This window comes from Bradyrhizobium sp. Pa8, assembly GCF_052588265.1.
This window is the reverse complement of record NZ_CP176767.1, coordinates 1,862,035-1,888,205: the sequence shown is the minus strand read 5'-3', so window position 1 is coordinate 1,888,205 and position 26,171 is coordinate 1,862,035. Positions and strand designations below refer to the sequence as shown.

The following is a 26,171-nucleotide window of genomic DNA, read 5'->3' as shown; positions in this document are numbered from 1 at the left end:
CGCTCGCCGCTGCAAGAACAAACTCCGCAACGGCGAGAGCAATTATCAGGCCACCCGCTTGATGGCCTCGCCGAGGATCGAGACCATATCGTCGATATGGCTCTTCTCGACGATGAGCGGGGGCGACAACGCAAAGGAGTCGCCGCTCATGCGGAAGTACAGACCGCGATTGAAGCAATCGACCATGACGTCGTAGCCGCGCGCACCGACCGTGCCGTCACGCGACGACAGCTCCACCGCGCCCATCAGGCCGCAATTGCGGATGTCGACGACGTTCGGCAGGCCCTTCAGCGAATGCAGCGCATCGCCCCAGTACCCGGCGATCGACGCACCGCGCGTGAGCAGGCCCTCGTCCTTGTAGATGTCGAGCGTCGCGATGCCGGCGGCACAGGCCGTCGGATGCGCCGAATAGGTGTAGCCGTGGAACAGCTCCATCTGGTTCTCCGGGCCGACCATCAGGCCGTCGTGAACCTTGCGGCTCGCGAACACCGCGCCGCAGGGAATGGTGCCATTGGTGATGCCCTTGGCCGTCGTCATCAGGTCCGGCGTGACGCCGAAGAAGTCGGCGGCGAACGGCGTGCCGAGGCGGCCGAAGCCGGTGATGACCTCGTCGAAGATAAGCAGAATGCCGTGCTTGTCGCAGATCTCGCGCAGACGCTTGAGATAGCCCTTCGGCGGCGGCAGCACCGCGGTCGAGCCCGGCACCGGCTCGACGATGACGGCCGCGATCGTCTCGGCGCCGTGCAGGCCGACCAGACGCTCGAGATCGTCGGCGAGCTCGGCGCCATGCTCAGGCTGATCCTTGGCGAAGGCGTTACGGGTGAGATCGTGGGTGTGGCGGATGTGGTCGACGCCCGGCAGGTGGGTCGCGAAGGCGCGGCGATTGGCGACCATGCCGCCGACCGACATGCCGCCGAAGCCGACGCCGTGATAGCCGCGCTCGCGGCCGATCAGGCGGGTGCGGCTCGCCTGGCCGTTGGCGCGGTGATAGGCGAGCGCGATCTTCAGCGCCGTGTCGACCGACTCGGAGCCGGAATTGGTGAAGAAAACGCGGTCGAGGCCCTTCGGCGCGATCTCGGCGAGACGCTCGGCGAAGTCGAATGCCAGCGGATGGCCCATCTGGAACGACGGCGCGAAGTCGAGCGTCATCAGCTGGCGCTCCACCGCGGCGGCGATCTGCTTGCGGCCGTGGCCGGCATTGACGCACCAGAGGCCGGCGGAGCCGTCGATCACCTTGCGGCCGTCGACGGTGGTGTAGTGCATGCCCTCGGCCGAGGAGAACAGGCGCGGCGCCTTCTTGAACTGACGGTTGGCCGTGAACGGCATCCAGAACGAGTCGGTCTTGATAGTGTTCGGAATCTGATGAAGGGTCACGGGCCACGCTCCTTTGCTGACCCGGATAGCAGAGGCACGGCTTCCAAAGCGCAACAAGTCCTTTTCTGGTGACCCGCAAGCCATTGATTTCACTGGGGCTACCGGTCCATATTTGCGCGATCCGCAACACCTGCAACAGGGACCAGGGGCATGAGCGTCGACATCGGTGGACGGCTGCGATTCATCCGGGCGCACCACAAGCTGTCGCAGCGCGAGCTCGCCAAGCGCGCCGGGGTCACCAATTCGACGATCTCGCTGATCGAATCCAACCAGATGAACCCGTCGGTCGGCGCGCTCAAGCGCATCCTCGACGGCATCCCGATGGGGCTCGCCGAGTTCTTCGCACTGGAGCCGGAGTCACGGCGCAAGATCTTCTACCGGTCCGAAGAGCTGACCGAGGTCGGCAAGAAGCCGATCTCGTATCGCCAGATCGGCGACAATCTGTTCGGCCGCAGCCTGCAGATTTTGAAAGAGCGTTACGAGCCCGGCAGCGACACCGGGCGCGTTCACCTCGTCCATGACGGCGAGGAAGGCGGCATCGTGATCTCGGGGAAGCTCGAAGTCACCGTCGAGGACGAGCGCCGCATCCTCAATCCCGGCGATGCCTACTACTTCGAGAGCCGTCGTCCGCATCGCTTCCGCTGCGTCGGCGGCAAGCCGTGCGAAGTGATCTCGGCCTGCACGCCGCCGACGTTTTGATGCGCGTCAAGGTTATCCGGAATTTTACGGAGCCACCGGTATCTTACGGATCTTGAGGCATCTCAATCTCCGCGATCCGATCCTCTATATGTTGCGAACCCAAGCCGAGAGACATTCCGGCGCCGCTTCATGACTGGGCTCGCAGATGAAGATCACGCTCGCCAATGCAGAGGCTGCGCTCGATGAAGTGCAGCGCGACACCGACAAGCTCCATTCGCAGGAGCTGCGTAAGGCTATTGCCGACTACATCGAGACGCAGCGAGAAGCGCTGAAGGCGCTCCGCAAGAAACTGCATTAGCAGGACGCGGCGGAACGAGAAGATCCCGTCCCGCCTTTTTGTCTCAACGCTGCGTCAATAACTCCTCGATCTTGATCGGAAAGCGGCGGACACGCACGCCGGTCGCATGCCACACCGCGTTGGCGACCGCGCCGGCGCTGCCGGTGATGCCGATCTCTCCGACACCCTTGATGCCGAGCGCATTCACATGCGGATCGTGCTCCTCGACCGTGATCACGTCGAGCGGCGGCACGTCGGCATTCACGGGGATATGGTACTCGCCGAGATTGGCATTCATGATCCGGCCGCTGCGGCGGTCGGTGATGGCTTCCTCATGCAGCGCGAAGGACATGCCCCAGATCATGCCGCCGAACAGCTGGCTCTTCACCAGATGCGGATTGACGATGCGCCCCGCCGCGAAGGCGCCGATCATGCGGGTGACGCGGACCTGGCCGAGCTCGGGATCGACCTTCACCTCCGCGAACACCGCCCCGTGGGCGTGCATCGCATACTCCTCCATCGCCGCAGGATTTGGCGCGCCCGTACCGCGCGCCTCGACCTCGGCGACGCCCGCGCGCGCGAGGATCTCGGTATAGCTCTCGCCGCGGCTCTCGTCGTCACGCCGGATCAGCCTGCCGTCGCGCGCGATCACGCCGGCATTGCCGGCGCCGAACAGCGGCGAGCGCTCGTCGCCGGTCGCGAGATCGGCGAGCTTTGCGACCACGGCCGCACCGGCGCTATGGATCGCAGCCCCCGCGGTCGCGGTGTGCGCCGAACCGCCGGCGATGCCGGCATCGGGCAGGTCGGATGAACCAGCCTTGAACTCGACACGGTCGATGTCGAGCCCGAGTTCATCGGCCGCGATCTGGGCGAGTGCCGTCCAGGCACCCTGCCCCATGTCATGCGCGCCGATCTCCATCGCGCCCGTCCCGTCGCGGCGGAGCACCGCGCGTGCTTCGGCCTGAAACATCAGCGCCGGGAAGGTCGCCGTGCCCATGCCCCAGCCGACGAGGAGACCTGCATCGTCGCGCATCTGTCGCGGCTGGAGCGAACGCTTCGCCCAGCCGAAGCGCGCCGCGCCCTGCTCGTAGCAGGCACGCAGCGCCTTCGACGAGAACGGTTTCCCCGTGATCGGCTCGACCTCGGCGTAGTTCTTCAGGCGGAAAGCCAGCGGATCGATGCCGCAGGCCCAGGCCATCTCGTCGATCGCGCTTTCGAGCGCGATCGAGCCGGTCGCCTCGCCGGGCGCACGCATGAACAGCGGCGTGCCGGTGTTCACGCGCACGGCGTCATGCGAGGTGCGGATTGACGGGCTGGCATAGAGCGTATGCGAGGCGTCCGCGGCCGGCTCGTAGAAATCGTCAAACGTGCTCGACACGGTTCTGGCGTGATGATCGAGCGCGGTCAGGCGCCCCTCACCGTCGGTGCCAATGCGCAGCCGCTGGCGCGTCGGTGCGCGGTGACCGACCGGGCCGTACATCTGCTCACGCCGCAGCACCAGCTTGACCGGCTTGCCGACCAGCTTTGCAGCCATGATGCCGAGGACCGGCGGACCAGCCATCAGCCCCTTCGAGCCAAAGCCGCCGCCGAGGAACGGGCTGCGGATGTGGATCTTGTCATGTGCGATGCCGAACAATTCGGCAACACGCGCAAGCGACAGCATCAAGCCCTGGGTCGGCATGTCGATCTGCAGACTGTCGCCATTCCATGCGGCCACAATCGCATGCGGCTCCATCGCGTTATGATATTGCGGCGGCGTTTCGTAAATCGCGTCAACCTGCTTCTCGGCCGCGGCAAGACCCTCCTCGACATCGCCGAGGTGATTTTCGGTGGGATTGCCGACGCCGACGACCGGCGGCACATAACTCTCGCCGGCATCGAGACCGACCAGCGCGGGCAGCGTCTCGTAGCGCGGCGCCAGCAGCACCGCGCCTTCCGTCGCCGCCTCCAGCGTCTCGGCGATCACGACGGCGATGGGTTGGTTGGCGTAGCGGACCTCGTCGCTTTGCAGGACTTCCATCCGGAACACGAACGGATTGGTCTTGATCTCCGGATCGATTGCGAGCTGCGGCTTGTGGTCCGGCGTCATGACGTCGACGACGCCGGGATGGCGTTTTGCGGCAGCAACGTCGAGCGATGTCACGCGGCCGTGCGCGATGCTGGCGACGGCCATCACCGCGAACAGCATGCCGGGCGGATGATTATCGGCGGCGTAGGTCGCCTGTCCCTTGACCTTGAGGACGCCGTCGCGCCGGGTCAAGGGTTGACCGATATTAGAGCCGTGGCGCAGATGGGCGGGAGAGCTGGATAGATTAAGCTCAGGCATGGATGGCTCCGGACGTCGAGGCAAAGGGAGAGGCCGGCAGCGCGGGGGTGCGCGCGGGCGTACCGGCGGCGGCAAGGGTCAGCGCGCGCACGACGATGCGGCGTGCGAGCTCGATCTTGAAGGCGTTGTCGCCGGATGGTTTTGCGTCGGTGAGCGCGCGCCAGGCGGCTTCCTGGAAAGCATCTGCCGTGGGCGTAACGCCCTTGAGCACGTCTTCCGCGGCACGGGCACGCCAGGGCTTTGCGGCGACGCCGCCGAGCGCCAGCCGCGCCTCCGCGATCTTGCCGTTCTCGATCCGCAACGCAGCCGCGGCCGAGACCACGGCGAACGCGTAAGACGTTCGCTCACGAACCTTGAGGTAGCGCGCATGCGCGGCAAAGCCGCGCGCCGCCGACGGCAGGCGCACCGCGACGATGAGGTCGCCGGGTTCGAGCGCCGATTCACGCTCGGGCGTATTGCCCGGCAGGCGATGCAGCGCGTCGAGCGCGATCTCGCGGCGGCCGGCCCTGCCCTCGATCTCGACGACGGCATCGAGCGCAAGCAGGGGTACGCAGAAGTCCGACGGGTGCGTGGCGATACAGCTTTCGCTCCAGCCGAGCACGGCATGGGTGCGGTTCTCGCCCTCGCGCGCGTCGCAGCCCGAGCCAGCCTCGCGCTTGTTGCAGCGGCTGGCGGTGTCGTAGAAATAGGCGCAACGCGTCCGTTGCAGCAGATTGCCGCCGACGGTCGCGGCATTGCGCAGTTGCGCGGACGCACCGGACAGCAGCGCCTCGGCGACAGCCGGGTAGGACTTCGCGAAGTTTGCATCATGCGCGAGATCGGCGTTGCTCACGAGCGCGCCGATGCGCAACGATCCGTCGGCGAGAGTCTCGATTCCGTCGAGCCCATCGAGATGCGTGACATCGACCAGCCGATCCGGTCGGCTGACGCCGCCCTTCATCAGATCGAGCAGATTGGTGCCGGCGGCGAGATAGGTAGCGCCCGGCTGAGCGGCCGCCGCAACGGCCTCGGCCACTGTGGCCGGCCTGATATAATCGAACGGTTTCATGCGGAGCGCCTCTGATTGGATTCGTCCATGCCGGCCTGGGCTTCCAGCACGGCATCGACGATGCCGGTATAGGCGCCGCAGCGGCAGAGATTGCCGCTCATGCATTCGCGGATTCGCTCGGGATCGTTGCCGGCCTGCGCCTCTTGCATCATGCCGATCGCGCTCATGATCTGGCCGGGCGTGCAGAAGCCGCACTGAAATCCGTCATGGGCGATGAAGGCCGCCTGCACGGGATGAAGCTGGTCGCCACGCGCCACGCCTTCGATGGTGAGGATGTCGGCGCCGTCATGGCTGATGGCGAGAGCAAGACAGGAGTTGATGCGCTTGCCGTCGACGAGAATGGTGCAGGCGCCGCACTGGCCGCGATCGCATCCCTTCTTGGTTCCGGTCAGATGGAGGCGCTCACGCAGGAGATCGAGCAGCGTGACGCGCGGATCGTCGAGGACGAAGTCGCGCCGCGCACCGTTCACGGTGAGGCTGATGGAGTGGTTCATACAAGGCTCCGATCAGATATGGACATGAGTCATCGGCCAGCGCGCCACCTCCGTGGCCGCCGTCGATATGCGTTGGCCAGGCGGAACCCGGCCAACATCTCAAGGAAGATACGGAGGCACCCTCCGCTTAACAAGAGCCGCCGAAAAATATTTGGAATTCGTCAAAAGCCCATGGGCAGACAACGCGATGCAGCCTCGCAAGGGTTCATTGCGAGGGTTCAATCTAACCAATTCGTGATCTACATTGCCGCCATGGACGACCAGACCGACCAGATTCGGAAGCCCCGCGCCGACGCCGTGCGCAATCGCGAGCGCGTGCTTGAGGCGGCCAAGGTCGTCTTCAATGCTGGCGGTCCTGAGGCAAGCCTGGAAGCTGTCGCCAAACGCGCCGGCGTCGGCATCGGCACGCTCTATCGGCATTTTCCAACTCGCGAGGATTTGTTCGAGGCGGTGTACCGGCGCGAGGTCGAGCAACTCAGCGAGCTCGCCGAGCAATTGAAGAATGCCAAGGACCCGGTCGACGCGCTGCGGCGCTGGCTGCGCTCCAACGTCGAATTCGTTGCCACAAAAAAGGGCATGTCGGCCGCGCTGGCGCTGACGTTCCAGAGCTCATCGGAACTCGCGGCGTTCTCGATGGACCGGCTGACCAAGGCGATCGGCTCGCTGCTCGACCGCGCGGTCGCCGCCGGCCAGATGCGCGGCGATGTCAGCCCGGAGGATCTGCTCAGGGCACTCGTCGGCATGTGTTACATGCACGACCAGCCCGGCTGGCAATCCTCGGTGCTGCGCATGCTCGACGTATTCGTCGACGGGCTGCGGGTGCAGCCGGTCGGCAAAGCCAAGGCGCGTGCCGCCAAGCCCACAAAGCCCGCGGTGAAACGGAAGCGATAGCGCGCCGTATTTCCCAGAGGGCGTGCTAGGATCAGCATCGCCGGGATTTCAACGCGGAGCCTGTCATGCGCATCGCCGCCTTGCTCGTCGCCCTTATGATTACCCTTGGTGCCGCTCCAGCATGCGCCGCCGACGTCACTGCGGCACAGGGCGTCATCCGCGCACAGGAACAAGCCTTCGTCCACGACGATGCGGCAGCGGCCTACTCCTACGCCGCGCCTGCGATCAAAGAGATATTCCCCGCTCCTGATATCTTCATGTCCATGGTGCAAAACGGCTACGCGCCGGTCTACCGGCACAAGAGCTTTGAGTTTGGCGAGACCAAGAGCGAAGGCAACTGGGTTTCCCAGCACGTTCACATCGTCGATGCCAACGGCGAAGCCTGGGAGGCGCTCTACACGCTCGAGCAGCAAGCGGACGGCAGCTACAAGATCACCGGCTGCTCGCTGCTGAAGCCGGGGCGGGAAGTTTAGGTCGCAAAACCCGGTCCCGTCTTGACCGCATTCATTCGCGACCGGATCAGCAGCGTCAGCACGATGCCGACATTCAGGGCATTCCACGCCACCCCGTTCGCGAACGCCGCAGCGTAGGAGCCCGTCGCGTCGAAGATGACGCCCGACACCCAGCCGCCGAAGGACATGCCGAACACCGAGGCAAAGATCACGATGCCGACGCGGGTTGCCGCCTCGCTCGCCGGCATCGCCTCGCGCACGATGATGGCGTAGCTCGGCACGATGCCGCCCTGGAACAGGCCGAACATCGCGGAGATCAGATAAAGCGAGGTCAGGCTGTCGAAGAACAGATAGAACACCAGCGCAAAGCCCTGCGCCAGCGATCCGACCAGCAGCGTGCGGATGCCGCCGATCTTGTCGGCTAGGTAGCCCGAGCCGATGCGGCTGACGATGCCGCAGGCCATCATCAGCGACAGCATCTCGGCGCCGCGCGCCACGCCGTAACCGAGATCGCCGCAATAGGCGACGATATGCACCTGCGGCATCGCCATGGCGACGCAGCAGGAGATGCTCGCGATCGAGAGCAGCACCGTCAGCGTATTGGTCGAAAGCTTGAGATCGACCTGCGGCGGCCGCGCATTGGCGTGATTGCGGACCTTGTCGTCGCCCATTTGCGCGCGCAGGACCAGCACCAGGATCGTCATCAAGACCACGCAAACGAGGGCGATGCCGATGTGCGTGGAGCGCCAGCCGATCGTCTGCATGCCCTCGCTGATGAGCGGCGGCCACATCGTGCCCGCGACGTAATTGCCGCTCGCGACGATGGTCACGGCAAGTCCGCGGTAGCGCTCGAACCAGTGCGAGGCCTCCGCCATCAGCGGCGCGAAGGTCGCCGAGGTGCCCAGCCCGATCAGGAAATAGGCCGCGACGAACTGCCAGAGCTGGGTCGAGAGCCCCGCCAGCACATTGGCAACGCCGATGAAAGCGATGCTGATCGCCATCGCCGGCACGATGCCGAACTTGTCGGTGATCTTGCCGGCGATCACGCCGCCGAGGCCGAAGCCGAACATCATCAGTGTAAAGGCCAGCGACACCGCAGCACGCGTGGCGGCGAACTCGGTCTGCACGACGGGAATCACCACGACGACCGCCCACATGCCAACGCCGCCGATCGAACCGATCAGCAGCGCAAGCAACAGCCGCACCCAAGCCTGACGCGAATCAGGGGTGAATGAGGCCGGTCTCTGTCCTGGAAGATTTGGCGCGTGCACGGGCCGGACCATGTTCGCTGATCGCCTTGGGGTCAAGCATCGTGCCGCGATATTGGGCATGCGCGGTGCACTGCGGTAAGAAGATGCTTGGCGAAGCCGAGCTTTGCCATTAGTTTGCAATCTGCGTGTGCAACATTGCCGCGCGAGGAGCCTATCGGCGGAATGCTGTTGCGATTGACGCGATCGATGCGGATCAGGGTGGGGCGGATCATCGCCCTCGCCTATCTGTTCTGCGTGCTCGCGCCGGCAGCAGCCCTCGCCTGGGGCAACGGCCCGGCGCCGTGCCTCGACGACGCACTCCTCGCCGATCCCGTGCCGGTGCAGCACCAGATGCAGGCCGGCCACATGCATGGCGATGTGCCGCATGACCACGCAGGCATGCACGGGCAGCACCAGACTGCCGCACAGGATGCGCCCGCCCAACATCACCATGACGGCAAGGCCGGCCCGTGCTGCGCGATGATGTGCGTGAGCGCGCTGCCGGCCGACTTGCCCGGCGTCGCCAAGCCTCTGCAGCCGATTTCCGCCTGCGCGCCCGAGATCGTGGTCAGCCTGCACAGCGCGGCGCCGCCTCGGCACTACCGTCCTCCCATCGCCTGATCTGACGCGACGACGTCAGGGCCGCACGCGCATCCGCGCGCGCGAACCTGTGGTCTCTACGACAGATCAGGGGATGACTCATGCTTACGCTTTCCGGGGCGAAGTTCGCCGCCGCATCCGCGGCGCGTGGACGACACGTTCGATTCAATTGGCCGCTGCTGGCCGCAACCGCGTTGATATTGTCCGGCTGCATGCCGGCAACTGTGCCCGTGGCCGGCGCCGATCCTACCGATCCGGCTGCGAAGGTCGCGCGCGTCGGCTATCGCTCGACGATTGCGCCCTACACCAGCCGGCGACCTGCGGCGCCGGCACCATGGCGCGAGCGCAACGACAGCGTCACACCGCAGCCGAAGCAAGACCGGTAGGGGCGCGCCATGACGCATCATTTTGCGCGGGGCCTGCTGGTGCTCACTGCGCTGGGACTCTCCGGCTGCATGGCATTCTCGCCGGACGGAGGCATGACGACGGTCTCGGACCTCACCAGCCAGACCATCAACAAGGACGTCGCCTTCGTGAGAACGGCCGAAGGCGCAGAGGCCGTCAACGCGACCGTCCGCCACTTGCTGGCACGCACGCTGACCACCGAGACGGCCGTGCAGATCGCGCTGCTCAACAACAAGGGACTGCAAGCGACCTATAACGAGCTGGCGCTGGCCGAGACCGAGTTGGTCGAGCAGAGCCTGCCGCCCAATCCTGTGTTCTCGATCTCGCGCATCGCAGGCAATGGCGCGAGCGAGATAGAGCGTCAGGTGGTCGGCGACATCCTCGCGCTGGCCACCCTGCCGTTCCGCTCCGACATCGCCCGCGACCGCTTCCGTCAGGCGCAATTGCGCGCGGCATTGGCGACGCTGCGGCTAGCCGCCGATGTCCGGCGCGCCTATGTCCGTGTGGTCGCCGGAAACGAAATGGTGGCGCTGCTCACCGATGCGAAGGCGACGGCGGAATCGACGGCGCAGCTCGCGGTCAAACTCGGCGAGACCGGCTCGATCAACAAGCTCGATCAGGCCCGCGAGCAGGTGTTTTACGCCGAGACCACGGCCGACCTCGCTTCCGCCCGGCAGGCGGCAACGAGCGCGCGCGAAAGGCTCGCGCGCCTGATGGGGCTGTGGGACGGCGGCCTCGACTTCCGTCTGCCCGATCAACTGCCACCGCTGCCGCGCCGGCCGCAGGCACTGCCCTCGATCGAGGCCGATGCGGTTGCCCATCGTATCGATCTTCAGATCGCGCGGCTGGAGCTGACGGCGCTGGCAAAGTCGCTCAATCTCACCGAGGCGACGCGCTTCGTCACGCTGCTCGACCTCGCCGGCATCTCCCGACGCACCCAGGATCCCGAGGGCCCGCCGTTCCGCGAACGCGGTTTTGACGTGCTGTTCCAGATCCCGATCTTCGACGGCGGCGAGGTGCGCGTGCGGCAAGCGACGGAGACCTACAATCTCGCCTTCAACCGCCTGACCGAGCGCGCCGTGAACGTTCGCTCCGAGGCGCGCGACGCTTATCGTGTCTATCGCTCCAGCTACGACATCGCCAGCCACTACCAGCGCGAGATCCTGCCACTGCGCAAGATCATCACGGAGGAGATGCAGCTGCGCTTCTCCAGCATGCAGGTCGATATTTTCGCGCTGCTCACCGAAGCGCGGCAGCGCCTGGCGTCGCTGCGCGGCGCGATCGATGCCAAGCAAAAATTCTTCCTCGCCCAGTCCGACCTCCAGACCGCCGTCAACGGCGGCGGCGCGCCTGCGTCGGGCAGCGACACTTCAACCACCATCGCCGCGGCAGCGCCTGCCGATGGCGGTCACTGAGATGGAGGCCAACATGTATTCCCGCCGAGGATTTTTGGGCACCGCTGCGCTCGCCAGCGCGTCGGCCATCAGCGGCCGTGTGCAGGCCGCGTCCATTCCGGAAGCGCCGCACATGGACAAGGTCGTGATGCAGCCGCCGCTGCATCCGATCAGCGGCCCCGACTACCGCCCCGTGGTCACGCTGAACGGCTGGTCGCTGCCGTTCCGCATGAACGGCGATTGGAAGGAGTTCCACCTCGTCGCCGAGCCCGTGGTGCGGGAATTCGCCGAGGGCATGAAGGTGAATTTGTGGGGCTATAACGGCCAGTCGCCGGGTCCGACCATCGAGGCGGTCGAAGGCGACAAGGTCCGCGTCTTCGTCACCAACAGACTGCCCGAATACACCACCGTGCACTGGCACGGCATGATCATTCCCAGCGGCATGGACGGTGTCGGCGGACTGACGCAGCCGCACATCCAGCCGGGAAAAACCTTCGTCTACGAGTTCGAGATGAAGAAGAGCGGGACCTTCATGTACCACCCGCATTCCGACGAGATGGTGCAGATGGCGATGGGCATGATGGGCATGGTCGTCGTGCATCCGCGCGATCAAAGCTTCCGGCCGGTCGACCGCGACTTCGTCTTCGTGATGAGCACCTATCGCGTCGATCCCGGCACATACCTGCCGCAGGTCAACGAGATGACCGACTTCAACATGTGGACCTGGAATTCGCGGGTGTTTCCCGGCATCGATCCCTTGCCGGTCAGGCTCGGCGACAAGGTGCGCGTGCGCATCGGCAATCTCAGCATGACCAACCATCCGATTCATCTGCACGGCCACAGCTTTGCGGTGACCTGCACCGATGGCGGCTGGATTCCGGAGAGCGCGCAATATCCGGAGACAACCACCGACGTGCCGGTCGGCGCGGTGCGCGTGTTCGACGTGCTTGCCGACAATCCCGGCGATTGGGCGTTCCATTGCCACAAGTCGCACCACACCATGAACGCGATGGGGCACGAGGTGCGCAACCTGATCGGCGTGTCGCGCAAGGACCTCGCCAAGGCGGTCGGCAAGCTCGCACCTGACAGCATGGCGATGGGCTCGACCGGCATGGCGATGGGCAACATGGAGATGCCCGCTCCCGACAACACACTGCCGATGATGACCGGCACCGGTCAGTTCGGGCCGATCGAGATGGGCGGCATGTTCACGGTGATGAAGATCCGCGAGGACCTCGCGCGCGACGATTACCGCGATCCCGGCCCCTACCAATTCCCGCGAGGCACCGTCGCCTACGAGGTCACGCCGCCGTCCGCAGAGCCGGCGCGGCAGCAAGGCGCGCTGATGAAGAACATGAAGATGTGAGCGTTTCGATGAACCACCAACTGGAGAACAAGATGAAGAAGACGATCAAACTCGGCCTTGCGCTGGCTGCGCTTTCAACTGCGCCCGCGTTTGCCCACGACCAGCACGGGCACGGGACCTTTTCGGCCGGCGAGCCCGGCGATCCCAAAAAGCCCGCGCGCACGATCGAGATCCTGCTGAACGAGATGGACTACGCGCCCGCCAGGATCGAGGTCAAACGCGGCGAGCAGATTCGTTTCGTGCTGCGCAATGTCGGCAAGGAGGACCATGAATTCCTGCTCGCCACCACGAAGGAAAATCTCGCGCATGCCGTAGAGATGAAGAAGCATCCGCATATGGAGCACGACGACCCCAACGGCGTCAGGCTCGCACCGAACAAGACGGCCGAGATCCTCTGGAAGTTCAGCAAGGCCGGCACGTTCGAATTCTCCTGCCTGATTCCCGACCACCGCGACTACGGCATGGTCGGCCACGTCACCGTGAATTAAAGCAATGGAGAGACCCATGAAACCGATCACCCGCATCGCCACAGCGCTCGCGCTGACACTCGGCCTGACCTTCGGCGCCGCGCAGGGCGCCCCGATCAGCGGCGAGGTCAAGAAGATCGACGAAGGCGCTGGCAAGATCACGCTCAAGCACGGACCGGCGAAAAGCCTCGGCATGGATGAACCCATGACCATGGTCTATCGCGTCAAGGACCCCGCTTTGCTCAAGCAGGTGAAGGTCGGCGACAAGGTGATCTTCGAGGCCGAGGAGGCGGCTTCGGGGTATACGGTGACGACGATGCAGAAGGCAAAGTAGGGCTGCTTCCTCCGTCGCCGCTTTTGGTGACAAACGCTTCCACAACGTCATGGCCGGCTCGTCCCGGCCATCCACGCCTTCGGCCGCGCAGGCAGGACAAGCCCGGGCATGACGACTTCGTCCCTGCCAGGTCCCCGAAACACTCCGGTCTGACCTCCTGCCGCACCCTCCGTTAACCCTTTGCTAACCATACACCCGGCAAGAATTGCCGGGTGAAGTCGAGTGTCGTCAGCCGCGTAGAACGGGAGGTCCCCCGTGGACGCCAGTGCGGTGCCTCACTTTCGAAACGGCGGCCCTTCGGCCGCCGCGCAGACATTTGGGGCGCGCGGACGGCAGTCGCGCGGGGGAGCAGCTACCATGGTCGACGTCACCGCGGGACAGGGCGTAGGCAGCACGAACGCCGGCTTCCCGACCCTCACCGAGATCGGCAACATCCTCAAGCGCGGCGATATCGCGCTGGCGCTCGGCGTGCTCACCATCCTGGTGGTGCTGATCCTGCCGCTGCCCGCGATCGTGCTCGACCTGTTCCTGGCGATCTCGATCACGCTCTCGATCCTGATCCTGATGACGTCGCTGTTCATCCAGGCGCCGCTGGAATTCTCCGCCTTCCCGACCGTCCTCTTGATCTCGACCATGCTGCGCCTGTCGCTGAACATGGCCTCGACCCGCCTGATCCTGTCGCACGGGCATGAGGGCACGGATGCCGCCGGTCACGTCATCGAAGCCTTCGGCAGCTTCGTGATGGGCGGCAATTTCGTCATCGGTATCATCGTCTTCGCCATCCTGATCATCGTCAACTTCGTCGTCATCACCAAGGGTTCGGGCCGTATCGCCGAAGTCGCCGCGCGCTTCCACCTCGACGCCATGCCCGGCAAGCAGATGGCGATCGACGCCGATCTCTCCGCCGGCCTGATCGACGAGAAGGTCGCCAAGCAGCGGCGCAAGGATCTGGAGGACGAGAGCGGCTTCTTCGGCGCCATGGACGGTGCCTCCAAATTCGTCCGCGGCGATGCCATCGCGGGCCTTTTGATCGTCTTCATCAACATCGTCGGCGGCATGATCATCGGTGTCGCGCAGCAGGGCCTCTCCTTCGCCGACGCCGGGCGCAGCTACACGCTGCTGACCGTCGGCGACGGCCTCGTCACCCAGGTGCCCGCGCTGATCGTTTCGACCGCGGCCGGCCTGCTCGTCTCCAAGGCCGGCGTGTCCGGCGCCGCCGACAAGGCGCTGATGAAGCAGTTCTCCGGCTATCCGCAGGCGCTCGCGATGTCCTCGGCGGTCATGCTGGTGCTGGCGGCCCTGCCGGGCATTCCGACCATTCCCTTCCTGGCGCTCGGCGCCGGCGCCGGCGCGCTCGCCTGGCACGCCCGCAACCGCAACCGGGTGACGGCCAAGGCCGAGGAAGCCGCCAAGCTCGCTCCTGCTGCGGGAACGCCGGGTGCGCCGGGCGCCGCTGCGGCCGAAGAGCCGATCTCGGCCGCGCTCAAGATCGACGACCTCAAGATCGAGCTCGGCTACGCGCTGCTGCCGCTGGTCAACGGGCCCGATGGCACCGACCGCCTCACCGAGCAGATCAAGGCGCTGCGCCGTTCGCTCGCCATCGAGATAGGCTTCGTGATGCCCGCCGTGCGCATCCTCGACAACGTCCAGCTCGAAGCCAACACCTACATCATCAAGATCAAGGAGGTCGACGCCGGCACCGGCAAGATCTGGCCGAACCAGTTCATGGTCATGGACCCCGGCGGCAGCCAGGTCCAGGTGCCCGGCATCCACACCACCGAGCCGACCTTCGGCCTGCCCGCGACCTGGGTCGACGCCAGCCTCAAGGAAGAAGCCTCGCTCAAGGGCTACACCGTCGTCGACGCCGCGACCGTGCTCTCGACCCACCTCACCGAGCTGCTCAAGGCCAACATGTCGGACCTGCTGTCCTACGGCGAGGTGCAGAAGCTGCTCAAGGAGCTGCCGAAGGAGCAGAGCGAGCTGGTCAAGGACATCGTGCCGGGCCAGGTCACGGTCTCCGGCATCCAGCGCGTGTTGCAGCTGCTGCTCGCCGAGCGCATCTCGATCCGCGATCTCTCGACCATCCTGGAAGGCATCGCCGACTCGCTCGCCTTCTCGCGCAATCCCGCGACCATGGTCGAGCACGTCCGCGCCCGTCTCGCGCGGCAGATCTGCGCCCAGAACACCTCCTACAGCGGCTATCTGCCGTTGATCGCGCTGTCGGCGCGGTGGGAGCAGGCCTTTGCCGAATCCATCATCGGCCAGGGCGAGGAACGCAGCCTCGCGATGCAGCCCTCGAAGCTGTCGGAATTCATGACCGGCGTGCGCGAGGCCTTCGAGCGCGCCGCGCGCGAAGGCGAGGCGCCGGTGCTGGTCACGTCTGCGGCAATTCGTCCCTTCGTACGCTCCCTCGTCGAGCGGTTCCGCGCCCAGACGACGGTGCTGTCGCAGGCTGAAATCCACCCCAGGGCGAGATTGAAAACGGTCGGAAGCATCTGATTTGCCTTAAGAAGCCGTATGTTTTTCGGCCACAGGCAAATGGTTTTTGAGTTCCTGGCGCCTTGTCGACCAAATGCAAACAAGGCGCCTCGCAAGTACATTACACCTTTGAAATAATTATAAAATCGAACGATCGAGGGGTCGCTTTTGATCGCGATCTTTCACGTCCTGTCACGCTCTTGTGATGGCCTCTTGGGAACGAATCCCCCCAATACTAGGTTGTTGGGGACCGGAAGCATGAACCTCCCCCAACAGGGTAGCGACTACTTCGGGTAGATGGCGGCAGGAGCCTTCCATGAACCACTCGATTTACAGCGCTGATCGCTCGACCCACTTGAAAATCGTGGTCGTAGCCCTCGTCGCCGGTATCGCGGTGGCAGGCTTCGGCATCACGGCGGCACGTACGGGTTCGGATGAAGGCCTGACCCAGACCGCCCGCGTCATCAAGGCCGGAAAGCCGGTTGTTATCACCAGCTCGAACGCATCCCTCGTTCGATAAGGAGATTTGACGAGTTTTGTGAATTCACGCGGCTCTTTACCAGCCCCCCAAAGTCGCCACGTGGATATGTAGACGACCCCAACCCCAAGTCGACTACGGAAAGCGCCCGCCCCCCACGGGCGCTTTCTCATGTCTGGGGTACCTCGCCATTGCGAGCGTAGCGAAGCAATCCAGACTGTCGCCGCGGAAAGATTCTGGATTGCTTCGCTACGCTCGCAATGACGGAGCAATTGGCACAGCCGCGATCCTCCAACCAGCCCCGATCAAACTCTACCGCGCCCCATAAGTCGGCGGCGGCGCCTGCACGGTCGGCGCTGCGGCAGCGAAGAGCTCGTCCTTGCGGCCGGTGAGCGGCGGGTAGATGCGCTTGCAGTTGATGGTCTGCTTGGTCGCTTTTGCGGCCGCGCCAGTGGTGCGAACCTCTCGATCCCACCCTTCCGTATAGAGCGCGCCCCAGCCGCCGAGGTCGAGCACGGTCACGTACCAGTCGATGCGCAGCGGCAGCATCGGCAGGCCCGCGAGATCGGCCACGACGTTGTGACCGGCGAAGCGGCCCATGGGACGGGCGAACTGGCAGGACATCACCGTCGGATGCAGCCCGTCGACCACGCTCGAGGCGACATCGCCGGCGGCGAACACGCCCGGCACATCGGCAACCCGCATGAAAGGATCGACCAGCAGGCGGCCGAGGCGATCGCGTGCGCCCGCGAAGCTCTCGGCAAGCCGGCTCGCGCGCATCCCGGCGCACCAGATCACGGTCTGCGCCGGGATGAACTCGCCCGAGCTCAGGCGCATGCCGGCGGCCTCGACGGATACGACGCGCACGCCAAGCCGCGTCTCGACGTCGAGCGAGGCCAAAGCCGTCTCGATGACGGGACGCGCATGCGCGCCGATGGTGGCGCCGACCGCAGGGTTGGGATCGACCAGGACGATGCGGCGGCTGCCGGTGATGCCGGCGCGCGCCAGCCTGTCGGGCATCTCGGCCGCGACCTCGATGCCGGTGAATCCGGCGCCGACCACCACGACCGTCGAGCGCCCCGGCGACGGCGCGCTGTGTCCGAGCGAGACGAGATGATTTTCGAGGATGAGCGCGGCAGCATAGGTATCGACGTCGAAAGCATGCTCGGCCAAGCCGGGGATGGCGGGGCGCATCACTTCGCTGCCGAGCGCCAGCACCAGGCGGTCGTAGCTCAGCGTCTCCTCGCCGCCGCTCGTAACGAGAGAAATCTCGCGCCGTGCCGGGTCGATGGCTTCGACCTCGCCAATGCCATGAGTGACGCCGATCGGATCGAGCAGCTGCGGCAACGGCAGTGCGACCTCGCTGAGGTCGGCCCCGTAATTGCGCACCCGGATGTTGTGATAGGGATTGCGATCGACGACTCGGATCTCGACATCACGGCCGGCCGCGCCGATCTCGTCGCGCTTGCGCGCGGCGCCGATGGCCGCCCACAGACCCGCAAACCCCGCGCCGAGCACGACGATACGCGCCATGTCCGTTGACTGCCTTATCCAAGAATTCCGGCGGTCTGCCCGCGCAGGCAGATATAGCCCATTCGCCCTAATCGACCAACTGCGGCGGCGCCGCGCCGCTGCATAAATCGCGGCTCAGGCCTCGCGCAGCTCCGATGGCGTCGCGCCGAAACGCTTGCGGAAGGCGCGGTTGAAATAGGACAGGTCGGAGAAGCCCGAGGAATGCGCGATGTCGCTGATCTTGCGCGCCCTCGCGCGGGGATCGACGAGCAGCTTGCGCGCCAGCAGCAGGCGCTGCTCCAACACGAATTCGGTGAAGGTCGTGCCGGCCTGCTCGAACAAGCGTTGCGCCTGGCGCGGGCTGAGCCCTGAGCGCGTCGCGATCTCGGACAGACAGAGATCGTTGCGGCCGAGCGCGGCCATCACGTCGGCACGCATGAGGTCGAGACGGGCCGCCGCATGTCCGCGACCGCGCGCAAGGCTTGCATGCTCCGCATCGGTGCCGAGCAGCAGGCCGACGAGATCGATCACGTGCTGCGCGGTCAGGCGCTGGCCGACGGCGTCGAGATGCGGCGCGTGATTGGCGGCGAGTGCGTGGTAGCGGAAGATCGTCTCGGCCACCGCGCCATCGGAGAGCACTTGCGACAGCTTGTCCTCGGCACGCGGATTGATGTCGAGCAGCGCGCGGCGCGGCATGCGGATGCTGGTGAAGCGATCTTCCTGGGTGTGGCCGACGGTGCCGGTGACGCCCATGTCGACCAGCACCATCTGCGCTGGCGCAAGCTCGACGGTGTGGCCGTTCTGCCCAACGCGGACGAGACCCGCATGCGCGGCGATCAGGACCAGATCGTCACTGCCGTCGGCAAGATGGCTCTGCCTGCGCGAATATTGCGCGGAAGCACCTTCGGGAATGGCCAACGCGATATTGTCGACCACGCTGACCTGGAGCCGGCAATCGATGCTGTCGCCATGGCTCGGCCCGACATCGAGGCCGCAGGGACCGAAGGCCCGCTCGCGCCAATGTTCGAAGGCCGGACCATGCGGAAGACCCGCATATTGGTGGACGAAGATGCCCGGCGTCTTAGCTGCATCCATCTGACTTCTAGCCCCTCTCCGGCACCATGATGTGCGGCGCCGACTGCAAATTCCGGGCATTTGACGCCGCGGATTGCGGGGAGGTTCAAAGCGGGGGTGGATTCGGCGGGACTTGTCGGGTTGCGACGGCCGGACGGACCTTGGCGACGGTCGAGCGCCGTGTAGCCCGGACTGCGCTGCGCTCCATCCGGGCTACGGCGCCACGACACCTACTTCTTCACGGGCGCCTGCGGCTGAGACGGCGGCACGGTCTCGATCAGCTTGCCGGAAAACACCGGAGCCGACGTCGGCTGGCCGTTGGGCGAGCCGCCGGCCTGCTCGACGGTGACGGCGTAGGTCGCACCGCTGACGACCTCGGGATCGAAGGAGCCGAGCACCGGGCGCGCGGTGAAATCGCCCGCGCCAATCACGCCGAGCGAGCGCGGACGCGGCAGCTTGTCGGAGATCAGCCAGAGCTCGAAGCTCTTGCCGGCCTCCGGGGTCGCGCCGACCTTGCGCACGGTGAAATTCCGCGTCGCACCGTCGACGGTGAGGATGAAGGCGGGACCGCCGCCCTGGCCCTGCAGCAGCGCGACATATTGCGCAGCAGCCGTGAGCGGCGCCGGCGTCTTCACTTCCACCGTCTGGATGCGCGGCGCCGGACGCAAGCTGCCCGGCAGCGCATCGGGCCGGAAGATCTGAAGCGACAGCGTCACCAGCAGCGCAGCCGCAAGCGCGCCCGCGGCGGAGGCGATCGTGCGCCAACGCTTCACGCGGCTCTCGAGCCGGATGACGTTGCTGTTGTCGGCGACCGGCTCCGGCGGCGCGCGCGCGACGTCAGGATCGGGCGCATGAACCTGCGGCATGAATATCGGCGCGACGTCGGGAAGCGCATCGGACGCCGGCCGCGCCGTTTCAGGCTGCTCGGCTTCGGGAGCCTGCGCCTCGGGTGGCTTCACATCCTCCGACGGCAACTCCGGCGGCGCGGTGTCGAGCGAAGAAAGCTCCGGCACAGGTGGTGGCGGCGGCGAAGCTTCCGGCGCAGGCGTCTCCTGCGCAAAGTCCGTCCGCGCAAGCTCGGACCGTATGTTCTCCCACACGATCGGACGCGGCTCGACCGAGCCGACCATCTGGTTGAGGACGCCGAGCCGGTAAGCCCAGGCCTGCACGACATCGGCGAACGCCTTGTCCACGGCCATCATGGTCTCGACCTGCGCGCGTTCGTCGGCGTCGAGCGTACCGAGCGCATATTCCGCGGCGAGCGCGATATGGTCCTCCGTGTAGGCCATCACTTGCAGTCCAGAACCACCCTCACAATGCAAGCCCTCATAGTCCGAGGCACTCGCGGATATCCAACATGCTGCGCCGGAGCCACGTCTTCACCGTGTTGACGGGCGCGGCGAATTTTTCCGCCAATTGCTCGCGGCTCCAGCCGTTGTAATAGGCGAGAAGCACGAGCCTCTGACGATCCGGCTCGAGCCGGCCGATGCATTCCAGGAGCCGCTTCAACTCCTCGGTCATCTCCCTCCGCGCCAGCGGATCGGGGCTGTCGGCAGCGACTTCCATCGCCTGCGGCTCTTCCTCGATGGAGACTTCCGTCTTCTTGCGCACGATGTCGATGGCGCGGTTGCGCGCGATCGATGCCATCCATGTGATCGGCGACGACAAGGCCGGATTGAACTGGCCGGCGCCGTTCCAGATCTTGACGTAGGTCTCCTGAATGACCTCCTCTGCGAGATCCTGTCGGCGCAAGATACGGAGCACGACGCCATAAAGTTTCGCGCGCGTGGCGACGTAGAGGCGCTCGAACGCGGCCTGATCGCCCCTGGCGACCTCCCCAATCAGCCCGACCAGCTCTGCTGGCGTCAGCATTCAGCCCCCCACACACGGCCTGTCGCGTTCCACGCAGGCCCTGGCACTCCGCTACCATAGCGCGCGGCAAAGCCCATCACCAAGGGGCGGCGCGCCACGCTGTGGATAGCAAACGCAAAACCCGGACCTTCCGGGCCCGGGTTCGACGAATTCTCGGCTGTTGGACCGCTGGCCGCGCCGTCAGGCGACGGCGCCGATGCGGGCGCGCATCAGGCCGATGCTGTCGAGGTCGGCCTGCTCGCGGGCATTTTCCTCGGCGCGCTCGCGGGCCTGGTCACGCTCGTCGAGGAGCTCGACCTTCTTCAGTTCCTCGAAGGCTTCGGCCAGCGCGGCCTTGGCTTCGTCGAGCTGGCCCTTCAGTTCGTCGGCCGAGCGGGTCAGGTTCTCGCGGCGCTGAATCGCGGCCTTGGCATAGGTCGGATAAGCGAAGTGCGAGGGATCGTTGATCCCGGCACGCTCCTGCTCGGTCGTGATCTCGCGTTCAAGATCGGTCGACATCCGCTGGAAGTCGGCGATCATGGTCTCGATCTGGGTGACCCGGCGGCGCTTCTCGTCGACCTGAAATTTCTTCAGGCGGATGAGGGTATCACGTGACTTCATCGACTCATACTCCCCAGAAGTCCCCTGGCTGCACGTGGGACGTCACCGGTCTCCCCACAGGCCCGATTGGGGCCAAGACCGGCTCTGCTACTCTGTGAGAGCGGATGATGACCTGACAAAGTTAGCGTTCCGTTTCCAAATCACCGAGGATTTGCGCCAACTGGCGGTAGCCGTCCGCCAGTGATGCATTTTCGTCCTTGCGCTGGCGCAGGAACGCCTCCAGCGGCTCGTGCAGCCGGATCGCCTCGTCGACCTCGGCGCTGGAGCCGGCCCGGTAGGCTCCGAGCCGGATCAATTCCTCCATGTCGGCATAGGTCGCCATCACCTGGCGGGCCCGCTGGATGGTCGGCCAGAACTGCGGATCGGCCGATTTCGGCATGGTGCGGGAGACGGATTTGAGGATGTTGATGGCGGGGTAACGGCCGCGCTCGGCGATCGAGCGCTGCATCACGATATGGCCGTCGAGGATGCCGCGGACGGCATCCGCAATCGGCTCGTTATGGTCGTCGCCGTCGACCAGCACCGTGAAGATCGCGGTGATCGCGCCCTCGCCCAAGCCCGGCCCTGCGCGCTCCAGAAGCTTCGGCAGCTCGGTGAACACGGTCGGCGTATAGCCCTTGGCGGTCGGCGGTTCGCCGGCGGACAGGCCGATCTCGCGCTGGGCCATGGCAAAGCGCGTCACCGAGTCCATCAGGCAGAGCACGTCCTTGTCTTCGTCGCGGAAATATTCGGCCACAGCGAGCGTCAGATAGGCGGCTTGGCGCCGCATCAGCGCGGGCTCGTCCGAGGTCGCGACCACCACGACGGAGCGCGCCAGGCCCTCCTCGCCGAGGTCGTCCTGCAAAAATTCCTGGACCTCGCGGCCGCGTTCGCCGATCAGCCCGATGACGCTGACCGCGGCATCGACGTTGCGCGCGAGCATCGACAGCAGCACCGATTTGCCGACGCCGGATCCTGCGAAAATGCCCATGCGCTGGCCGCGGCAGCAGGTGAGGAACGTGTTCATCGCGCGCACGCCGAGATCGAGCGGGGCGCCGACGCGCTTGCGCGAATGCGCCGGCGGCGGCGAATTGCGGTAGGGCATCGGCGCCGGGCCCTGCGGCAACGGCCCCTTGCCGTCGATCGGTTCGCCCAGCGCGTTGACGACGCGGCCGAGCCAGGCCGATGACGGACGCACTTGATTGGCGGCATTGGCGATGACGGCCTTGCAACCGCGCCGCACCCCGTCCAGGCCGGCGAACGGCATCACGACAGCATTGTTGCCGGAGAAGCCGATCACCTCGCAGGGAATGGAACGGTTCGCGCCGGTCTCGATCACGAGCCGCGCACCGACCGACATCGCGTGAATGGGTCCGGCCACTTCGACCATCAGACCGCGAACGCCGACCACGCGGCCATAGATGTTGACGCCGTCGATGTCGCCGATCTGTTCGGCAAGAGCCTTCATCAGGGGCGCGCCTTCATAAGAGGGCCTTCATAAGGTGATCGCCTTCGATCCCGGGCTTCATGGCGAAAGCCTTAAGTTTCGCCATATTTCTGAACGGCGCTTAACTTCGTGTTTACCCGCATCGTTAATCATTGCGTCACTGTCTTTGTGACTGAGCGTGGCTCCCCTTCAGAAGAAGGCTGAGTCGCGGGAGTCGGTTAGACCCGTCTCTTAAAGTGGAACTTGAACGGTACGGGGTGACGAAAGCTGCTTCGCGCGCAAGACCTTAGGGCGATTCGACAAAAATTGCACCGGGGGGACTTGCGTTCCAGAATCAGAGTTTGTTAACCATCTGTTGTCAGGATCCGAATCAGTTGTTCAAAGGCGTTTTGTTGAGTGCCGCGAATGCGGCCGACCTGACGCCCAGGAGCGGCGACTATGGGGAACTGGCATGCGCGTTTTGCTGATTGAAGATGACAGCGCCGTCGCGCAGTCGATCGAGCTGATGCTGAAGTCTGAGAGCTTCAACGTCTACACGACCGATTTGGGGGAAGAAGGCGTCGATCTCGGTAAGTTATACGATTACGACATTATTCTTCTCGACCTCAACCTGCCCGACATGTCCGGTTACGACGTGCTCAAGCAGCTTCGGGTCTCCAAGATCAAGACACCGATTCTGATCCTCTCCGGCCTCGCCGGCATCGAGGACAAGGTCAAGGGTCTCGGCGTCGGCGCCGACGACTACATGACCAAGCCCTTCCACAAGGACGAGCTGGTGGCCCGCATCCACGCGATCGTGCGCCGCTCGAAGGGCCATGCCCAGTCGGTCATCCAGACCGGCGACCTCGTCGTCAACCTCGACACCAAGACGGTGGAAGTCGGCGGCCAGCGCGTGCATCTGACCGGCAAGGAATACCAGATGCTGGAGCTCCTCTCGCTCCGCAAGGGTACGACCCTCACCAAGGAAATGTTCCTCAACCACCTCTATGGCGGCATGGACGAGCCGGAGCTGAAGATCATCGACGTCTTCATCTGCAAGCTCCGCAAGAAGCTGGCCAACGCTTCCGAGGGCCGCAACTTCATCGAGACCGTGTGGGGCCGCGGCTACGTGCTGCGCGAGCCGCACGAGCACGAAGAGCGCATTCCCGCCTGATCCTGGGTTTACGTCGCGAGCCCCCGGGGCTCGCTCCTCCCAGCCTGGACCCCGCCGCAAATGGCGGGGTTTTGTTTTTTGGGGACGCCAACGCGGCCTCATCGTCCTTGCGCCATTGAACCGCTATCCTCCCCCCGCCGACGAATGGTCGCTGCACGATGGGGGAACGATGATCCTGCAATCACTGGCCGGCCTGCCCGCCTTCCTGGTCTATTTCTGCACCGGCCTGATCGCGATCGTGGCGTATCTGTTCGTCTACACCCGCATCACCCCGCACAACGAGTTCCAGCTCATCCGCGACAACGAGCCGGCCGCCGCGATCGCACTCGGCCTCAGCCTGCTCGGCTTCGTGGCACCACTGGTCAGCGCGATCGCGCATTCGGCAAATGTGCTGGACTGTCTGATCTGGGCGATCATCGCGCTGATCGTGCAGATCATCGTGCTCTTTCTGGTGAAGGTCCCGGTGCCGAACCTGTCGGCGCGGATTGCCGCAGGCGAGCTTGCGCCGGCGATCTGGCTCGGGCTGTCCTCCCTCGCGGCGGGCCTGTTGAACGCCGCCTGCATGATCTACTGACATGGCCAAACCCTCCAAAAAGGAGTTCGGCAAGCGCCGGCCGGCGCCCGTGGCGCCGCCATCGGGGCCGCCTGTGAAGCGCTCCGGCCATGTCGCGCTGCTGGTGATGGGCACGATCGCGGTCGGCACCACCGCCTACACGCTGATGCCGCGGCAGCACTGCGAGCCCTCGCCCGGAGCCGTGCCGGGCCAGACGACCACGACGTGCAGCAGTAGCAGCAGTTCATCGGGCGGCAGCGGCGGCAGCAGCTCGCGTTGGTCGTCGCGATCGAGCTTCTTCAGCAGCGATTCCTCGAGCCATTCCTCATCGGGAACCTCTTCGGACTCAGGCTCCAGCAGCGTGAGCCGTGGCGGCTTCGGCTCGTTCGGCCATGGCTTCTCGGGGGGTGGTTGATCCATGCGACGCATCGTCTGCCCCGAGCGCGACGACTGGCGGCAGACCGCCGAACAATGCGGCTTCGCCTTCCACACCATCGACGGCGAACGCTATTGGGACGAGAGCGCCTATTACGCCTTCACGCTCGACGAGATCGAGCGCGGTGTCGAGACGCCGACAGCCGAGATCGACGCGATGTGCCTGGAGCTTGCCGGCCGCGTGATCGGTGACGAGCGCCATCTGCGACGCCTGAAGATTCCGGAGGCGTTCTGGAGCTTGATCGCCGAGAGCTGGGAGCGCGATGACCGCAGCCTCTATGGCCGGCTCGATCTGAAGTTCGACGGCCAGGGTCCTGCAAAGCTGCTCGAATACAACGCGGATACGCCGACCTCGATCTTCGAGGCCGCGGTGTTTCAATGGACCTGGCTCGAACAGGCGATCGAACGCCGCATCATTCCGGCCCGCGCCGACCAGTTCAACTCCATCCACGAGCGGCTGATCGCGGCGTGGAAGGAGATTGCCGCAAGCCGCCATGTCCATCTCACCGGCACCACCGGCAACGAGGAAGACGCCGGCACGCTCGCTTATCTCGAGGACACCGCGCGCCAGGCGGGGCTTTCGACCAGGCTGCTCGACATCGAGGAGATCGGCTGGCGCGACGAGCCTGGCGGCTTCGTCGATCTCGACGACGGCGACATCGCGCTCGCCTTCAAGCTCTATCCCTGGGAATGGATGTTCCACGACGCTTTCGGCGCCAAGCTGACGAGCGCACCGACGCGCTGGATCGAGCCGCCGTGGAAGGCGGTGCTCTCCAACAAGGGCATTTTGCCGCTGCTCTGGGAGATGTTTCCGAACCATCCCAATCTGCTGCCGGCCTTCTTCGAGGACGACGCGCGGGCGGCCGAGCTCGGCAGCTCCTACGTCCGCAAGCCGCTGCTGTCGCGCGAAGGTGCCAACGTCACGCTGGTGTCCGGCGGCATGCCGCTCGACGAGCAGGCAGGCCCCTACGGCGCAGAAGGTTTCGTGCGGCAGGCGCTGTCGCCGCTGCCGAATTTCTCGGGCTTCTACGTGGTGGTGGGAAGCTGGCTGGTGAATCACGAGCCGTGCGGCCTGTCGATCCGCGAGGACGAGAGCCCGATCACGGGCAACCGCTCGCGGTTTCTGCCGCATGCGATTTTATAGAGGCTCGTCATTCCGGGGCGCGACGTAGTCGCGAGCCCGGAATCCATAACCACAGGCAGTTGAAAGAGG

27 protein-coding genes are annotated in these 26,171 nt (G+C 65.3%); 16 read left to right on the top strand and 11 right to left on the bottom strand.

The features are described from left to right. Window positions 1-45: 45 nt before the first annotated feature. On the bottom strand, window positions 46-1,374 hold the full coding sequence (locus ACKWRH_RS08560) for an aspartate aminotransferase family protein (protein WP_445220132.1): 1,329 nt from the start codon (window positions 1,372-1,374) through the stop codon (window positions 46-48). 150 nt (window positions 1,375-1,524) lie between these two features. Between ACKWRH_RS08560 and ACKWRH_RS08555 the strand changes: the two genes are divergently transcribed. Both ACKWRH_RS08555 and ACKWRH_RS08550 read left to right on the top strand, forming a co-directional pair. Beyond that, on the top strand, window positions 1,525-2,073 hold the full coding sequence (locus ACKWRH_RS08555) for a cupin domain-containing protein (protein WP_015688264.1): 549 nt from the start codon (window positions 1,525-1,527) through the stop codon (window positions 2,071-2,073). Between the two features lie 145 nt (window positions 2,074-2,218). After that, entirely contained in the window at window positions 2,219-2,371 is a 153-nt protein-coding gene (locus tag ACKWRH_RS08550; RefSeq protein WP_166082130.1) for a hypothetical protein, read from the top strand. A gap of 43 nt (window positions 2,372-2,414) precedes the next feature. Here ACKWRH_RS08550 and ACKWRH_RS08545 read toward each other — a convergent pair whose 3' ends face one another. Genes ACKWRH_RS08545 through ACKWRH_RS08535 form a run of 3 tightly spaced genes read right to left on the bottom strand, consistent with a single transcriptional unit; the run spans window position 2,415 to window position 6,218 of the window. Next, window positions 2,415-4,676 carry a xanthine dehydrogenase family protein molybdopterin-binding subunit gene (locus tag ACKWRH_RS08545; RefSeq protein WP_445220131.1) on the bottom strand — a complete coding sequence of 754 codons (2,262 nt, stop codon included), beginning with the start codon at window positions 4,674-4,676 and terminating at the stop codon, window positions 2,415-2,417. After that, on the bottom strand, window positions 4,669-5,724 hold the full coding sequence (locus ACKWRH_RS08540) for an FAD binding domain-containing protein (protein WP_445220130.1): 1,056 nt from the start codon (window positions 5,722-5,724) through the stop codon (window positions 4,669-4,671). The genes ACKWRH_RS08545 and ACKWRH_RS08540 overlap by 8 nt, the downstream gene beginning before the upstream one ends. Beyond that, window positions 5,721-6,218, bottom strand: a complete 498-nt coding sequence (locus tag ACKWRH_RS08535) for a (2Fe-2S)-binding protein (RefSeq protein ID WP_445220129.1) — start codon at window positions 6,216-6,218, stop codon at window positions 5,721-5,723. The genes ACKWRH_RS08540 and ACKWRH_RS08535 overlap by 4 nt, the downstream gene beginning before the upstream one ends. Before the next feature lie 252 nt (window positions 6,219-6,470). On the opposite strand from ACKWRH_RS08535, the gene ACKWRH_RS08530 reads away from it, so the two are divergent. Both ACKWRH_RS08530 and ACKWRH_RS08525 read left to right on the top strand, forming a co-directional pair. Then, window positions 6,471-7,109 carry a TetR/AcrR family transcriptional regulator gene (locus ACKWRH_RS08530; protein WP_445222356.1) on the top strand — a complete coding sequence of 213 codons (639 nt, stop codon included), beginning with the start codon at window positions 6,471-6,473 and terminating at the stop codon, window positions 7,107-7,109. Window positions 7,110-7,174: 65 nt separating this feature from the next. After that, window positions 7,175-7,582: a DUF4864 domain-containing protein gene (locus ACKWRH_RS08525; protein ID WP_445220128.1), complete on the top strand. Its 408-nt coding sequence runs from the start codon at window positions 7,175-7,177 to the stop codon at window positions 7,580-7,582. Here ACKWRH_RS08525 and ACKWRH_RS08520 read toward each other — a convergent pair. Then, the gene (locus ACKWRH_RS08520; RefSeq protein ID WP_445220127.1) at window positions 7,579-8,844 is read right to left on the bottom strand and encodes an MFS transporter; all 1,266 of its coding nucleotides are present in this window, start codon (window positions 8,842-8,844) and stop codon (window positions 7,579-7,581) included. The two genes, ACKWRH_RS08525 and ACKWRH_RS08520, sit on opposite strands and share 4 nt — an antisense overlap. Window positions 8,845-8,994: 150 nt before the next feature. Between ACKWRH_RS08520 and ACKWRH_RS08515 the strand changes: the two genes are divergently transcribed. The 8 genes from ACKWRH_RS08515 (at window position 8,995) to ACKWRH_RS08480 (ending at window position 16,375) form a co-directional block, all read left to right on the top strand. Continuing rightward, complete coding sequence (locus tag ACKWRH_RS08515; RefSeq protein WP_445220126.1) at window positions 8,995-9,432, top strand: hypothetical protein; 438 nt, start codon at window positions 8,995-8,997, stop codon at window positions 9,430-9,432. Between the two features lie 80 nt (window positions 9,433-9,512). Next, window positions 9,513-9,797, top strand: a complete 285-nt coding sequence (locus ACKWRH_RS08510) for a hypothetical protein (RefSeq protein ID WP_445220125.1) — start codon at window positions 9,513-9,515, stop codon at window positions 9,795-9,797. 9 nt (window positions 9,798-9,806) lie between these two features. Beyond that, window positions 9,807-11,231 carry a TolC family protein gene (locus ACKWRH_RS08505; RefSeq protein ID WP_445220124.1) on the top strand — a complete coding sequence of 475 codons (1,425 nt, stop codon included), beginning with the start codon at window positions 9,807-9,809 and terminating at the stop codon, window positions 11,229-11,231. Between the two features lie 13 nt (window positions 11,232-11,244). Beyond that, window positions 11,245-12,576, top strand: a complete 1,332-nt coding sequence (locus tag ACKWRH_RS08500; protein WP_445220123.1) for a copper oxidase — start codon at window positions 11,245-11,247, stop codon at window positions 12,574-12,576. A 32-nt stretch (window positions 12,577-12,608) separates the two neighbouring features. Next, window positions 12,609-13,064, top strand: a complete 456-nt coding sequence (locus tag ACKWRH_RS08495; protein ID WP_445220122.1) for a cupredoxin domain-containing protein — start codon at window positions 12,609-12,611, stop codon at window positions 13,062-13,064. 16 nt (window positions 13,065-13,080) lie between these two features. Further along, complete coding sequence (locus ACKWRH_RS08490) at window positions 13,081-13,377, top strand: copper-binding protein (RefSeq protein WP_445220121.1); 297 nt, start codon at window positions 13,081-13,083, stop codon at window positions 13,375-13,377. 357 nt (window positions 13,378-13,734) lie between these two features. Next, the gene (gene flhA, locus ACKWRH_RS08485) at window positions 13,735-15,876 is read left to right on the top strand and encodes a flagellar biosynthesis protein FlhA (protein WP_445220120.1); all 2,142 of its coding nucleotides are present in this window, start codon (window positions 13,735-13,737) and stop codon (window positions 15,874-15,876) included. A 295-nt stretch (window positions 15,877-16,171) separates the two neighbouring features. Further along, a complete protein-coding gene (locus ACKWRH_RS08480; RefSeq protein ID WP_014497685.1) occupies window positions 16,172-16,375 on the top strand; it encodes a hypothetical protein in 204 nt (67 codons plus the stop codon). A gap of 270 nt (window positions 16,376-16,645) precedes the next feature. Here the strand turns inward: ACKWRH_RS08480 and ACKWRH_RS08475 are convergent, their stop codons facing one another. From ACKWRH_RS08475 to fliI, 6 genes are all read right to left on the bottom strand, one after another. After that, the gene (locus ACKWRH_RS08475) at window positions 16,646-17,866 is read right to left on the bottom strand and encodes an NAD(P)/FAD-dependent oxidoreductase (protein WP_445220119.1); all 1,221 of its coding nucleotides are present in this window, start codon (window positions 17,864-17,866) and stop codon (window positions 16,646-16,648) included. A gap of 114 nt (window positions 17,867-17,980) precedes the next feature. Next, window positions 17,981-18,940, bottom strand: a complete 960-nt coding sequence (locus tag ACKWRH_RS08470; RefSeq protein WP_445220118.1) for an AraC family transcriptional regulator — start codon at window positions 18,938-18,940, stop codon at window positions 17,981-17,983. A gap of 209 nt (window positions 18,941-19,149) precedes the next feature. Beyond that, a complete protein-coding gene (locus ACKWRH_RS08465) occupies window positions 19,150-20,208 on the bottom strand; it encodes an anti-sigma factor domain-containing protein (protein WP_445220117.1) in 1,059 nt (352 codons plus the stop codon). A gap of 37 nt (window positions 20,209-20,245) precedes the next feature. Next, window positions 20,246-20,791, bottom strand: a complete 546-nt coding sequence (locus ACKWRH_RS08460; RefSeq protein WP_041955015.1) for a sigma-70 family RNA polymerase sigma factor — start codon at window positions 20,789-20,791, stop codon at window positions 20,246-20,248. A 180-nt stretch (window positions 20,792-20,971) separates the two neighbouring features. After that, entirely contained in the window at window positions 20,972-21,391 is a 420-nt protein-coding gene (fliJ, locus tag ACKWRH_RS08455; protein WP_008138882.1) for a flagellar export protein FliJ, read from the bottom strand. Between the two features lie 121 nt (window positions 21,392-21,512). Continuing rightward, window positions 21,513-22,838, bottom strand: a complete 1,326-nt coding sequence (gene fliI, locus ACKWRH_RS08450; protein ID WP_445220116.1) for a flagellar protein export ATPase FliI — start codon at window positions 22,836-22,838, stop codon at window positions 21,513-21,515. Between the two features lie 430 nt (window positions 22,839-23,268). Between fliI and ctrA the strand changes: the two genes are divergently transcribed. The 4 genes from ctrA to ACKWRH_RS08430 all read left to right on the top strand — a co-directional run bounded on the left by ctrA (window position 23,269) and on the right by ACKWRH_RS08430 (window position 26,102). Beyond that, window positions 23,269-23,970, top strand: a complete 702-nt coding sequence (gene ctrA / locus ACKWRH_RS08445) for a response regulator transcription factor CtrA (protein WP_008138878.1) — start codon at window positions 23,269-23,271, stop codon at window positions 23,968-23,970. Between the two features lie 169 nt (window positions 23,971-24,139). Beyond that, complete coding sequence (locus tag ACKWRH_RS08440; RefSeq protein ID WP_212486699.1) at window positions 24,140-24,544, top strand: DUF350 domain-containing protein; 405 nt, start codon at window positions 24,140-24,142, stop codon at window positions 24,542-24,544. A gap of 1 nt (window position 24,545) precedes the next feature. Next, window positions 24,546-24,938: a hypothetical protein gene (locus tag ACKWRH_RS08435; protein WP_248881489.1), complete on the top strand. Its 393-nt coding sequence runs from the start codon at window positions 24,546-24,548 to the stop codon at window positions 24,936-24,938. A 3-nt stretch (window positions 24,939-24,941) separates the two neighbouring features. Then, window positions 24,942-26,102: a glutathionylspermidine synthase family protein gene (locus ACKWRH_RS08430; protein WP_445220115.1), complete on the top strand. Its 1,161-nt coding sequence runs from the start codon at window positions 24,942-24,944 to the stop codon at window positions 26,100-26,102. Window positions 26,103-26,171 lie beyond the last annotated feature (69 nt).